Source organism: Streptomyces sp. HPF1205 (assembly GCF_020400825.1).
Classification (GTDB): Bacteria; Actinomycetota; Actinomycetes; order Streptomycetales; family Streptomycetaceae; genus Actinacidiphila.
Genome location: NZ_JAINVH010000038.1, coordinates 34,804 through 48,517 on the forward strand (window position 1 = coordinate 34,804; position 13,714 = coordinate 48,517).

Annotated in this window: 7 protein-coding genes, 1 tRNA gene and 1 pseudogene; 7 read left to right on the forward strand and 2 right to left on the reverse strand. The window is 69.3% G+C overall.

Annotated elements, in window-relative coordinates; translation table 11 throughout:
• Positions 1-292: 292 nt before the first annotated feature.
• The 3 genes from K7G61_RS36675 to K7G61_RS30600 all read left to right on the forward strand — a co-directional run bounded on the left by K7G61_RS36675 (position 293) and on the right by K7G61_RS30600 (position 7,215).
• A complete protein-coding gene (locus tag K7G61_RS36675) occupies positions 293-6,187 on the forward strand; it encodes an FG-GAP-like repeat-containing protein (protein WP_308190751.1) in 5,895 nt (1,964 codons plus the stop codon).
• A gap of 15 nt (positions 6,188-6,202) precedes the next feature.
• The gene (locus K7G61_RS30595; protein ID WP_225850303.1) at positions 6,203-6,622 is read left to right on the forward strand and encodes a hypothetical protein; all 420 of its coding nucleotides are present in this window, start codon (positions 6,203-6,205) and stop codon (positions 6,620-6,622) included.
• A 203-nt stretch (positions 6,623-6,825) separates the two neighbouring features.
• Complete coding sequence (locus tag K7G61_RS30600; protein ID WP_225850304.1) at positions 6,826-7,215, forward strand: hypothetical protein; 390 nt, start codon at positions 6,826-6,828, stop codon at positions 7,213-7,215.
• 593 nt (positions 7,216-7,808) lie between these two features.
• Here K7G61_RS30600 and K7G61_RS30610 read toward each other — a convergent pair.
• Together K7G61_RS30610 and K7G61_RS30615 are read right to left on the reverse strand one after the other, a co-directional pair.
• Positions 7,809-8,108: pseudogene (locus tag K7G61_RS30610) on the reverse strand (FAD-dependent oxidoreductase); the annotation flags it as partial.
• 594 nt (positions 8,109-8,702) lie between these two features.
• Positions 8,703-8,774, reverse strand: a tRNA-Arg gene (locus K7G61_RS30615).
• A 223-nt stretch (positions 8,775-8,997) separates the two neighbouring features.
• Between K7G61_RS30615 and K7G61_RS30620 the strand changes: the two genes are divergently transcribed.
• From K7G61_RS30620 to K7G61_RS30635, 4 genes are all read left to right on the forward strand, one after another.
• Positions 8,998-9,474 (forward strand): response regulator transcription factor, encoded by a 477-nt coding sequence (locus tag K7G61_RS30620; protein WP_225850305.1) that lies wholly within the window; start codon positions 8,998-9,000, stop codon positions 9,472-9,474.
• Between the two features lie 126 nt (positions 9,475-9,600).
• A complete protein-coding gene (gene nrtL, locus K7G61_RS30625; protein WP_225850306.1) occupies positions 9,601-10,629 on the forward strand; it encodes an ArgS-related anticodon-binding protein NrtL in 1,029 nt (342 codons plus the stop codon).
• A gap of 235 nt (positions 10,630-10,864) precedes the next feature.
• Positions 10,865-12,259 (forward strand): diaminopimelate decarboxylase, encoded by a 1,395-nt coding sequence (lysA, locus tag K7G61_RS30630; RefSeq protein ID WP_225850307.1) that lies wholly within the window; start codon positions 10,865-10,867, stop codon positions 12,257-12,259.
• Between the two features lie 155 nt (positions 12,260-12,414).
• Positions 12,415-13,707 (forward strand): homoserine dehydrogenase, encoded by a 1,293-nt coding sequence (locus K7G61_RS30635; protein WP_225850308.1) that lies wholly within the window; start codon positions 12,415-12,417, stop codon positions 13,705-13,707.
• Positions 13,708-13,714: the final 7 nt, after the last annotated feature.

A 13,714-nucleotide genomic window follows, 5' to 3' on the forward strand; every position in this document is an offset into this window, starting at 1 on the left:
GGCGCCGGGCAGGGGAGGGGCGGCGCGGAAGGGGGGTGTGTCCCAGGCGGTCAGTACGCGCAGTGCGGCTGATCTGCCGAAACCGCCCAAGGCGATGACGTTGGCCCAGCGCCGTAGCCAGGTGGCTCGCGGTCAGGGCAAGTTCTCGCCGATGCGGGGCTATGTGCGGCCGCGGCCGGTGAAGGGCCGCCTGCATCCGCATGCCCGGCCCTCGGTGCGTGCCGGAAAGGGTCCCGCGGCTGTCGGGCAGCCGTACAGCGCGGGCACGGTGGCGCCGCGGAGTGCGGCGGCTGTGCCGGATCCGGCGTGGGTGTCGGCGTACGCGACGGCCTATCCGGGCTACCTGTCGATCGGCGGGAACCTGCAGTTCGGGTCGGGTACGGCGTCCTCGTACTCCGGTATGTGGCTGTACGTCGTCGATTCGTCGAACCACATCGTCATCCAGCAGGAGATCAAGAGGTCGACCGGTGACCCGACGGGCCGGTTCCTGGAGACGGGCGCCTGGTGTTACGGGTGGTGGGCGGCCAACTCCTATCCGGCCAACCAATGCTTCTGGTGGGCCTCGAACCAGCTGGGCGGGGCGCTGCAGGACGGGAAGCAGTACTACGCCTGGATCTTCATGGAGGGCACGGACGGCTCCACGAGCCCGAGCGGCACCACCTCCCCGCTGGTGACGGCGTTCTACACCCCGGACATCCCGGGATCCCAGGTCGGTATCTGCAGCTGCTACGGGCAGACGGACCGGGCCGACCCGGTGAACACCGCCACGGGCACCTACTTCGAGAAGGCCACGGACGCGAGCCTGGTCGGGGCGGGCAAGCCGCTCACGCTGGACCGCTACTACCGCTCGGACTCCTCGGCCACGGGCCTGCTGGGACGGGGCTGGTCGACGCCGTTCGACTCGAAGCTGACGCTCACCTCGACCGACGCGACGCTGCTGACCGCTGACGGTTCGAAGGTGTCCTTCCTGAAGCTGAATGACGGCACGTATGCCACGCATGTGGGCGCGTTCTTGAAGCTGACGGTGTCCGGGTCCACGTACACCGTGACCGGTCAGGACCATTCGGCGAGCGTCTTCGACAGCAGCGGCCGGCTCACCGGGCTGCGTGACGCGAGTGGTCACGGCCTGAGCCTGTCGTACGCCTCGGGGCATCTGGCTTCGATCACGGACGCGGCGGGCCGCAGCACCGCGTTCACGGTGGGTTCCGACGGACTGCTGACCAAGGTCACGCTGCCGGACGCCACCACGGTGGGATACGGCTACACCTCCGGCTTGCTGACGTCGGCCACGGACCCGGCGGGCAAGACCACGAGTTACGGGTACGACTCGGCGCAGCGGCTGACGACGGTCACCGACCCGACGGGCGCCAAGATCACCAATGTCTACGGTACGAACGGCCGGGTGTCGAGCCAGACCGACCCGAACGGCAAGAAGACGACTTTCACGTGGGACGGCAGCCGCACCTCGAACACCACCGACGCGGACGGCGGGGTGTGGTCGGACGTGTACTCCGGCAACGTGCTGCTGGACAGCATCGACCCGTACGGCAACGAGGTCAGTTACGACTACGACCAGGACCTGCACCCGATCGACATCACCGACCGGCTCGGCAACACCACCACGATGACGTACGACAATGCGGGGAACATGCTCACCCGCACCGCCCCGTCCTCGGTGGGCTACAGCGAGAGCTGGACGTACGACTCGGCCGGCAACGTCCACACTCACACCGACGGCCGCGGCAACACCACCACTTACACGTACAACGCCGCCAACCAGGTCGCCACCGTCACGGACCCGGCGGGTGGGAAGGTCACCTACACGTACACCCCGCTGGGCGCGCTCGACTCGGTGACCACCCCTCGCGGCAAGAAGACGACCTACGGGTACGACGCTGCAGGGAACAGGACGTCGGTCACCACGCCGCTGGGTGAGAAGACGACGTTCACCTATGACGCCGCCGGGCACGTCCTGACCAGGACCGATCCTCGCGGGAACGTCAGCGGGGCGGATCCGGCCGCGTACACCACCACCTATACCTATGATCCGCGCGGGCTGCTGTCGTCGGTGACCGACCCCCTCGGGCACGTCACCGGCTACGGCTACAACGATGCCGGACAGCTCACCACGGTCACCGACGCGGCAGGCCACACCACGACCTACACCTATGATCCGGCCGGGAACGTCAAGACCACGACGGACCCTGCGGGGAAGGTGACCACCGACACCTATGATTCGGCCGGCAACCTGGCCTCGGTCACCGACCCGCTCGGCAACACCACGACCTACACCTACGACAAGAACGGGCTGCTGCTCAGCACGGTCTCACCGCGTGGCAACGTCACCGGGGCCAACAAGGCTGCCTTCACGACCAGTTACGGCTACGACGCCAACGGCAACCGGACCACGGTGACCGATCCGTCCGGCGCCACCACGGTGACAGGCTACGACGCCTTGAACCGGGTCGTGTCGGTCACCGACCCGCTCGGCCACGTCACCAAGACCAGCTACGACGGCAACGACAACCTCGCCACCACCACCGATCCGCTGGGCAAGGTCACGAGGTACACCTACGACGCTGCCGACCGGCAGAAGACCCAGACAGACCCTCTGGGCAAGGTCACCGCCTACGGGTACGACGCGGACGGCAACCGCACCAGCACCACGTCACCGCTGGGGTTCATCACGTCGTGGACGTACGACTCCGATGGGCGGATGCTGACGCAGGTCGACCCGCGGGGCAACGTCAGCGGAGCGACGGCCTCGCAGTACACCACGACCTACGGGTATGACGCGGCCGGCAACCAGACCACTGTCACCGATCCGCTCGGCAAGGTGACCGTCACCGCCTACGACGCCGACAATCACCCTGTGTCGGTGACCGATCCGCTCGGGCACGTCACCAAGACCGACTACAACGAACTGGGCGCGGTCGCCACGGTGACCGGTCCGGACGGCGCGGCCACCACCTACACCTACAACGCCACCGGCACCCTGCACACGCGAACCGACCCCAACGGGCACACGACGACCTACGGGTACGACGACGCCGGCCGGCAAAAGAGCGTCACCGATCCGCTGGGCCGCGTGCAGGGCTTCGGGTACGACGCGGACGGCAACCCCACCACCGTCACCGACGCCCGCGGCATCACCGCCACCACCACCTTCGACGGACGCAACCTCCCGTCGGGAACGACCTACAGCGACAGCACCCCGGCCACCGGCTACACGTACTTCGCCGACGGCCACCCGAAAACTGTCACCGACGGGACAGGGACGCGGACGTTCGGCTACGACCTGGACGGGCGGCTGGCGTCGGTGACGCCGTCGGCGGGCAAGGGGGCCTTCGCCTACACCTACGACGCCGACGGGCGGATCGCCTCCCGCGCCCAGGACTACACGCCGGGGACGGCGCTGGACTGGTCGAGTGCGGTGCAGACCGCCTCGGCGGACCTGAACGGCGACGGCATCAGCGACGTCATCCGCACCGACGCCAAGAACGGCATCCGCACCTATCTCGGGCGCCCCGACGGCACCTTCACCACCGGCGCCACCCTGACCGGCAGCGGGACCGGCTTCAAGCAGATCCTGCCGATCGAGTACACCGGTGACGGCAAGACCGACCTGCTGGCCATCGACAAGTCCACCGGCCACCTCTTCCGCTACAACGGCGACGGAAAGGGCGGCTTCGCCGCACCCGTCGACATGGGCGGCGGCTGGGGCGTGATGACCCTGACCGCCGGGGACTTCAACGGCGACGGCACGCAGGACTTCCTGGCCATCAGCTCGTCCGCCAACGAAATGTACTTCTACCCCGGCAAGGGCGACGGCACCTTCGGCACCCGCACCGCCGTCGGTCCGGGCTGGGCCACGTACCGGCTGACCGCGCTGGACTACAACGGCGACGGCACACTCGACGTCCTGGCGATCAACTCCGCCGTCGGGCACCTGTACTTCTATCCCGGCAAGGGCGACGGGACCCTCGGTGCCCGCACCGACCTCGGGCAGGGTTGGGGCGCCTTCCAGCTCACACCCGGTGACTTCACCGGCGACGGCAAAGCCGACTTCGCCGCGGACGACACCTCCGGCCACCACCTGTACGTCTACCCGGGCACCGGATCCGGTACGTTCTCCGCCCGCATCCTGCAGGCCGACGACTGGACCAGTTACGGCATCCCCGTCACGGGCACCTTCGACGCCGGCACCACCTTGGACATCGCCGCACCGGACACCGCCGGCCATCTGCGGTGGTGGAGCGGCGACGGCGCAGGCCACCTGACCGGCGCCACCCTCGCCACCGGACCTGCCTCGGGGCAGAAGACCACCTACGGCTACGACGACGACTCCCGCCAGACCTCCCAGACCGGCCCCGCAGGAACCATCGCCTACGCCTACGACCCGGCTGGCAACCTCACCGCCACCACTCTCCCCGCCGCCAACGGGTACGTGGAAAAGCGGACATACGACACCGCGGGCCGCCTCGCCTCCATCGGCAGCACCAAAGGCACCACCACGCTCGCCAACTGGAAACTCACCCTCAACGACGACGGGCTGCCCAGCCGGGTCGACGCCACCCGCGCCGGCAAACCCGCCTCGTACCAGTACTACACCTACGATCCAGACGGACGGCTGCTGACCGACTGCACCTCCGCAACCGCCGCCGCCCAGTGCCCCGACACCACCACCGGCACCGCCTACACCTACGACGGCGCCGGCAACCGGAAGACCGCCACCACCGGCGGCACCACCACCACCTACAGCTACGACGACGCCGACCAGCTCACCACCGCCACCACCGGCACCACCACCCGCAGCTACAGCTACGACAAGGACGGCAACCAGACCGGCGACGGCACCAACACCTTCGCCTACAACGCCACCAACCACCTCACCTCGCTGACCACGCCGAGCGCGACCTTCACCTACGGCTACGACGCCGACGGCAACCGCGTCACCGCATCCAAGACCGGCACCGGGCTGCAGCGCACCACCGTCTGGGACCCCAACAACTCCCTGCCGCAAGCAGCCGCCGACTACAACGGCAGCGGCACCCTGACCGCCACCTACCAGTACAACCCGCTGGAGCAGATCCAGTCCCAGACCCTGCCCACCGGCGCCGCCTACTTCCAGCACCACGACCAACTCGGCTCCGTCACCGACCTCACCGATAACACCGGCACCCCCCAGACCAGCTGGACCTACACCGCCTACGGCCAGGCCACCGCCACCAACACAGCCACCAACCCACCGGCCAACCCCTTCACCTACACCGGCCAGTACACCGACCCCACCACCCCCGCCGCCGGCTACGACCTGCGCGCCCGCAACTACGACCCCACCACCGGCCGCTTCACCAGCACCGACCCCATAGGGCTCCGCCAAAACCAGCCCTACACCTCCGCCTACGCCTACGCCGGCGACGCACCCACCTACGCCACCGACCCCTCCGGCCAGGACTGGCTCAGCCCCATCACCAGCCGCATCAAAGCCATCGGCAGCGGCCTGAAGGAAGGCGCCGAACTCCCCTTCACCGTCATCGGAGACCTCGGCGACGCTGTCACCGGCCGCAACGGAGGCGCCGGAGGCTTCCTCGACAAGTACCTCCCCATCCGCCCCGCCTACCGCCTCTACCGCGCAGCCGACATGCTCCGCAAGCAAGGCTGCGACCAACTCGCCGACCAGTACGACGCCGCCGCCGACCAACTCACCCAGCAAATCCTCCTCGTCGGCCTCGGCGGCCTGGAAGGCTGGGAGAAGGATGCCGTGGCCCCCGGTACTCGCGGGCACGACATTCCAACGGTCGGCAAGGGAGTGGGGCCTGCCCGGATCAGGGAACCGGGTGGCCGTACAGATCAGCCAGTGATCGCGGGACATGGTGTCTACTTCCGGGGCACCGGAGACACAGAAGTGCCGAATGGCACGTGGGCCTACTTCTACGTTGAAGACGGGAAGAGGTTGAGTCAGGTCAAGGGTATCGCCATTGAAAAGGGTGAGAAGATCAAACCGACCGAGATATTTCGTCCCGGCAGTTCGATGCCTGACTATACTGTGCTTCCAGGCTCCGACTTGCGGATGATGGAGCGGTCGATCACGGTGAGCAAGCCCACGCGACTGAGTGAGATACTGAAGCCTGGTATGGGCCCTGTTCACATTGCAATCTGCCGGGAACACTGTGACCCACGCTGATAGAAAGGGGAAGGTGTGACGTACTACGCGGATCTGACTCCGTACACCTACGAGTCGTCAGAGCAGCCCGCCCTCAACGTGGGATGGCTGTCGGCCGACGAACCCTTCACAAAAGGTGTGGTTGCGGAGTGTGTGGTCGATGCACTCAAAGTGCTGTGTGCAAGGCGGGTCAACCAGATGAGAGGTCTGCATTTCTGTGAGTTCTGCGACGTGCTCATGCCTCACATCAAAGGCGGAGAAAAAGGAGAAGAGGAGATTCTTCTCGGCTCTGCAGAGATCCACGTCTGCGGTGACTCCGGGATTGTGTACGCAGCCCCAAATCTCATCGTGCACTACGTGATGGAGCACTCGTACTGCCCCCCCGCGGAGTTTTGTTCGGCTGTGGTAGAGGCCGTCGGTGTAGAGTGCGCCGACCAGTTGGTGCTACCCGAATGAGGTGTTAATTCGCAGCTCTGCGGTAATCGTGACTACCGCAAAAGCGGCGGCGCGGGCGCGACGGAAGCGGTGTAACCCGTTGGTCCGGCGCTGTGCTTCCTTTCGGAAACCCGGCTGGAAGCACAGCGCTTCCGCGGAGCAGGTCTGTTTGTTCAACGGCTTGTGCCGCAGAGGTGAACATGCGAACTGTTATCCCCTTGGGTGTGTTCGGCGATGGAGTATTGCACTCGGATGTCACCAGATGGCGCGCCTCGCTTGCAGCGCTCAGTGGCCGTATCCCGCCGGACGATCGTCCGAAGATTGCGCACTATCTGCGAACTGCGCCTGTCGTCCTGGCCTTCATGTCGTACACCGAAGACGTGATCAATTCCGCTTTCGGCGTTTCCGGAGGCTCTGGAGTGGCCAGTGATGGGGTGCATTACTGGCGCCGGGACGCTGCCGAGTACGTCGAGCATTACGGAACTGGTCTGCCGGATGATTTCTTGCGTCATGGACAAAGCGTGAGCTGGGAACCGCCCGTCCTCACGCAGCATGAAATTATGGAGATCGATGATTTCCTTGTAGCGAGGTACCGCCCCCATGGCGGGGGCTGAGGGAGGCGGGCGACGGGGGCTGACACGCGGCTTCGGCGTAGTCACGTGACGCCCGTTTTCATCATGCGAGCCCGAGGAGCGTGAGCGGTCGCGCGCCCCCCCCGCTCTCTCCCGCCGCTCCCAGGCTCAACACGCACGCCGCCTGGCATATCCGCCACGGCGTCGACACCGAGCAGGCCCTGACACTGCTCACTTCCGGTATCACCTCCCGGCGCATCGCCCACCTCCTCGGCCGCGACGCCGCCCGTCTCGGGCACCGGTCGGCCGGCCTGCGGCAGTGGACCGCCCGGCACCACATCGACGGCTGGACGCAGCAGTACCGGGCGAGCGACTACGAGGTACAAGACCTCCTCGACTACGTCCGCATTCCCTCCGACCCGATAAACCAGCTCCTCGACAACCGTGCCGCCACCACTGCGCTGACCCGGCTGGTGGCGGGAACACCCGACGGCCCGGTCAACGTCGCACGGCCCAGCGCGGCGCCACCCGACCATCCGCGCCACCCGGCACGGCCGCCGAGCGCCACCTCGACGTCCTCGCGATGCTCGACAGCGGCCTGGACCTCGACCACCGCCTCCACAACGGCCACCTCGTCACCACCCGGCGCACCCTGTAGCGCCGGCCCAAGCGCGGGACTGCGGCTCAACGCCGATATTCGAATGGGCGTCGAGGGCGGCGGCACATCCGGTGCCGACGCGTGATGGCCTGGCGGTAGATGTGGTCACGACATCGCCTGCAGCGAATACGTCGAGGATGCTGGTACGAGTGTCCGGGGCCTGGACGGTGATGTAGCCGTCGTAGTCGAGGTCGAGCTGGTCTGCGAACAACTTGGTGCGTGGGTCGTGGCCAATGGCAATGAACAGCCCGGTGGCGTCCAGCGCCGAGATTCCGCCGACAAGGCATCCCGGAGGGTGACGCCGGCGAGCGTGCCGCCGCAGCCCGGCCTGCGCCACCTGGCCGGGCATCACCGCACGCGGCATTACCGCTAAATCAGCGAATCCGCAACGGGGCGTCCCGTCGTCTCCTTCACCCACTCGGTGCAGCGCGGGGCGGCAGAGCGCTCGGCCAACAGGGCCAATCGGTCCTAGGTATTGCCCCGTTGCAGTGCTCTACATGCTAAGAGGTGAGCTAGGAAACGCTTGTGGGGATCCTACAATGTTCGCCCCGGCGTGAGGCTGTCAGCCAAGAGCAACGACCCCCGGGGCCTCTTACGTTTGCGGCATTCGTCGCAGGTCACAGGGTTGTTTGTGCGGAACGCGGCCAGCGGGTGAGTCGGGACCGCAGGGTGCCCACGGCAAAGAGGGAGGCGGTCGCCGCTCGACGACTGGCCGCTTGACCTGCGGCGCTGGCCATACCGAGTCCGCTCAGGACTGGTTTGTAGGGTTCTTGCGCCGAAAAGAGCAACGGTCAGAAGACCGTGTGCGTTTTGGCAGGTACAAGAAAGGCTCTGACCGGCATTTCTGCTGGTCAGAGCCCCATCCCGGAAGTGCCCCCGGCAGGATTCGAACCTGCGCACACGGCTCCGGAGGCCGTTGCTCTATCCCCTGAGCTACGGGGGCTGGTGTTGCCCCTGGTGGGGGCGACGGGAAGAACACTATCAGGTGCGCGGGGGTGGGCGTGTACGGGTTTCGGCGGGGTGGGGCGGGGCGGTAGGGGAACGGCTGGGGGAGAGGGCGGTGGCGGTGGGCAGGTGGTGCGGGGACGGAGGTGAGGTCACTCCTCGGAGGGGAGAAATGGGCAAAACGCGGACGCATCGCGAAGGGCGCGCCTAGGCTTTCCGGTGTGGCGGGCGCGTCGGGCCGGGTGCTTGTGGTCGATGACAACAAGGTGATCCGGCAACTGATCAGGGTCAACCTCGAGCTGGAGGGCTTCGAGGTCGTGACCGCGGCCGACGGTGCCGAGTGCCTGGAGATCGTCCACAGCGTGCGGCCCGACGTCGTGACGCTGGACGTGATGATGCCCAGGCTCGACGGAGTGCGGACCGCCGCGCGGCTGCGGGCCGACCCGCGCACCCGGGGCATAGCAATCGTGATGGTCAGCGCCGGCTCCGCGCCCGAGGGGCTCGGCGGCCCCCACGGAGCCGACGTCTACGTGGCCAAGCCCTTCGAGCCCGGCGACCTGGTGGCCACCGTCCGGGCCCTGGCCGACGGCTCCGGTCCCGGCCCCTTCGAAGGTCCCCGTCGCTTCGAGGACCCCCTCGCCCTCGAAGAAGAGGGCGAGGCGGCCGCCACCCCCGGCGCCCGCCCCGGGCCGCCCTGATCCGCCGGACGCGCCCTGATCCGCCGGGCCCGCCCCGGCCCCGCCCTCCCGCCGCCACCAAAGTGCCGTACCCCGCCCCCAAACCCGTTCGCGCTCGCACCCCCCTGCTCGCCTACCCTTTGGGGCGTGACCCCCGCCGAGCTGTCCCGTGCCGTGATGACGACGGTTCGCCGTGCCGTCGCCGCGGACGAGCTGCGGGTCGACGTGCCGGAGCGGATCGTGGTGCAGCGGCCGCCGCGGCCGGGATGCGGGGACTACGCCACCAACGTGGCCCTGCAGCTCGCCAAGGCGGCGGGCCGCACACCGCAGGAGGTGGCCCGCATCCTCGGGCGGCGGCTGGCGGAGGAGCCCGGGATCGCCCAGGTCGAGATCGCCGAACCGGGCTTCCTGAACATCACCCTCGACGCCAGGGCGTACGGTGACGTCGTACGCCAGGTGCGCGCGCAGCGCGAGCGGTACGGGTACGGTGACGGGCTCGCGGACGAGCCCCTGACGGCGACCGCCGACCCGGGCGACCCCCGGGGCCTGCTCGTCGCCGAGGTCGTCAACCGGCTCGCCCGGGCGGCCGGCGCGCCCCCCGCCGCCACCCCCGTGACCCTCGCTCCCGCCGCGCCGGCCGCGCACACCCCGCCCGCCGTCCTCGGGCCCGACGAGATCCGCTGGGCCCTGCTGCGACCGCCCGCCGAGGACCCGCCGCGCCTGACCGCCGACCTGCTGGTCCAGCGCGAGACCAACCCCCTCTTCCGGGTCCGCTACGCCCACGCCCGCACCCGCGCCCTCCTCCGCAACGCCCGCGACCTGGGCGTCGACCCGGACCCGGTCCCCGACCCCCTGCGGCCCGCCGGCCCGCCCCCCTGCACCGCCGACGGCGCCACCCACCACCCCGCGGAAACCGACCTGCTCGGCCTCATCGCCGACTTCCCGCGCGTGATCGAGACCGCCGCGCGCCGCCGCGCGCCCGACCGGGTCGCCCGCCACATGGAGCGGCTCGCGGACGCCTTCCTCCGGTTCCACGACGAGTGCCGGCCGCTGCCCAAGGGCGACGAGAAACCCTCGCCCGTCCACGCCGCCCGGATCCGCCTCACCGACGCCACGGGCATCGTGCTCGCCGACGGCCTGCGCCTGCTCGGCATCACGGCCCCCGACCATCTGTGACACGACCATCCGTGACACGACGATCCGTGACACGACGATCCGTGACCCGGCCGCCCGCGACCGCGCCAACCGGGGCCCGGACCGCGCCCCGCGACCCCGCCGCCCGCGACCCGGCCGGCGCCCCGCGACCCGGACCGCGCCGCACACCCAGGCGGCGCCCGGACCCGCCGGACCCGCCGGACCCGCCCCCAGCCCCACCGAGCCCTGACCAGCCTGATCAGAAGGACCCACAGAAGTGAGCCGCTCCGCACACCCCGCAGGCCCCCGTCACGCCGACGTCCTGCCCGAAGGCCACTACTCCGCGCCCCCCGCCGACCTGAACCGCCTCGACGGGCGGATCTGGCCGCGTACCGTTACCCGCAACGGCGACGGAGCGGTCGAAGCCGCCGGGCTGGACGTGCGCGACCTCGCCGAGGAGTTCGGCACGCCCGCGTTCGTCCTCGACGAAACGGACTTCCGGGCCCGGTGCCGGGCCTGGAAGGCGGCGTTCGGGCCGGACGCGGACGTGTTCTACGCGGGCAAGGCGTTCCTGTGCCGCGCCGTGGTGCGCTGGCTGTACGAGGAGGGCCTGAACCTGGACGTCTGCTCCGGCACCGAGCTGGCGGTCGCCCTGGACGCCGGGATGCCGGCCGAGCGGATCGCCTTCCACGGCAACAACAAGAGCGCCGCGGAGATCGAGCGGGCGGTGACCGCAAGGGTCGGCCGCATCGTGCTGGACTCGTTCCAGGAGATCGTGCGGGTCGCGGACACCGCGGCCAGGCATGGGGTGCGGCAGAAGGTGCAGATCCGGGTCACGGTCGGGGTCGAGGCGCACACCCACGAGTTCATCGCGACCGCCCACGAGGACCAGAAGTTCGGCATCGCGCTCGCCGACGGGCAGGCCGCGGAGGCGGTCCGCAGGGTGCTGATGCTGCACGAGAGCCTGGAGCTGGTCGGCATCCACAGCCACATCGGCTCGCAGATCTTCGACACGGCCGGCTTCGAGGTCGCCGCGCGCCGGGTGGTCTCGCTGCTCGCCGAGGTGAGGGACGAGCACGGCGTCGAGCTGCCCGAGATCGACCTCGGCGGCGGGCTCGGCATCGCGTACACCCCGAACGACGACCCGCGCGAGCCGCAGGAGATCGCCAAGTCGCTCGGTGAGATCGTCGCCCGCGAGTGCGAGGCGGCGCGGCTGGCCCCGCCGCGGCTGTCGGTGGAGCCGGGCCGGGCGATCGTCGGGCCGACCGCGTTCACGCTGTACGAGATCGGCACCGTCAAGCCGCTGGAGGGCCTGCGCACGTACGTCAGCGTGGACGGCGGCATGTCCGACAACATCAGGACGGCGCTGTACGAGGCGGAGTACAGCGTGGCGCTGGCCTCCCGTACGAGCCAGGCCGCGCCGATGCTCAGCCGGGTGGTCGGCAAGCACTGCGAGAGCGGCGACATCGTGGTCAAGGACGCCTTCCTGCCCGCCGACCTGGCGCCCGGCGACCTGCTGGCGGTGCCGGCCACCGGCGCGTACTGCCGCGCGATGGCCAGCAACTACAACCACGCGCTGCGGCCTCCGGTGATCGCCGTCGCGGACGGGCGGGCGCGGGTGATCGTCCGGCGGGAGACGGAAGAGGATTTGCTGCGGCTGGATGTCGGCTGACCAGAAACCACGCAAGATCACCGGATGGGCGGGAAATCTCACCGCCTGCCCGGCCGGTCTCGCGATCCGGACACGGCGTGGCTTCTCCCGTCCGGTGCGTGAGACTGGGCTCCACAAGCGATGCTCCACAAGCGATGCAGGAGAAACGAGGTCGGATGATGCGTACCCGTCCGCTGAAGGTGGCGCTGCTGGGCTGCGGCGTGGTCGGCTCCGAGGTCACGCGCATCATGACGACGCACGCGGACGACCTCGCGGCACGCATCGGCGCCCCCATCGAGCTGACCGGGATCGCGGTACGCCGGCCCAACCGGGTGCGCGAGGGCGTCCCCGCCGAGCTGCTCACCACGGACGCCATGGCGCTGGTCAAACGCGGCGACCTCGACGTCGTCGTCGAGGTCATCGGCGGCATCGAGCCGGTCCGCACCCTGATCGCCACCGCCTTCGAGCACGGCGCGTCCGTGGTCTCGGCGAACAAGGCGCTGCTGGCCGCGGACGGCGCGAGCCTGCACGCCAAGGCGGTCGAGCACGGCGTGGACCTGTACTACGAGGCCGCGGTCGCCGGTGCGATCCCGCTGATCAGGCCGCTGCGCGAGTCGCTGGCCGGCGACAAGGTCAACCGTGTGCTGGGCATCGTCAACGGCACCACCAACTTCATCCTCGACAAGATGGACAGCACCGGCGCCGGCTACAGCGAGGCCCTGGACGAGGCCACGGCGCTCGGCTACGCGGAGGCCGACCCGACCGCCGACGTCGAGGGCTTCGACGCGGCGGCCAAGGCGGCCATCCTGGCCGGCATCGCCTTCCACACCCGGGTCACCATCGACGACGTGCACCGCGAGGGCCTCACCGAGGTCACCGCCGCCGACATCGCCTCGGCACGGAAGATGGGCTGTACCGTCAAGATGCTGGCGATCTGCGAGCGCGCGCGCGACGGACGGTCCGTGACCGCCCGGGTGCACCCCGCGATGATCCCGCTCAGCCACCCGCTGGCCTCCGTGCGCGAGGCGTACAACGCCGTCTTCGTGGAGGCGGAGGCGGCCGGCCGGCTGATGTTCTACGGTCCCGGCGCGGGCGGCGCACCCACCGCCTCCGCCGTCCTCGGCGACCTGGTGGCCGCCTGCCGCAACAAGCTGGCGGGCACCACGGGGGCCGGCGAGTCCGCGTACACGCAACTGCCGGTGAGCCCGATGGGCGATGTGGTCACCCGCTACCACATCAGCCTCGACGTGGCGGACAAACCGGGCGTCCTGGCCCAGGTCGCCACGGTCTTCGCCGAGCACGACGTGTCGATCGACACGGTGCGGCAGCAAGGGAAGGACGGCGAGGCGTCGCTCGTCGTCGTCACCCACCGCGCGCCGGACGCCGCGCTCTCCGCGACGGTCGCCAGCCTGCGGACACTCGACACCGTACGCGGGGTCGCCAGCATCATGCGTGTGGAAGGGGAATAGACCGCCA

What these genes read in the sequence shown, in the direction of transcription:
- K7G61_RS30635 (WP_225850308.1), top strand. Translation starts at nt 12,415, where the DNA reads ATGATGCGTACCCGTCCGCTGAAGGTGGCGCTGCTGGGCTGCGGCGTG.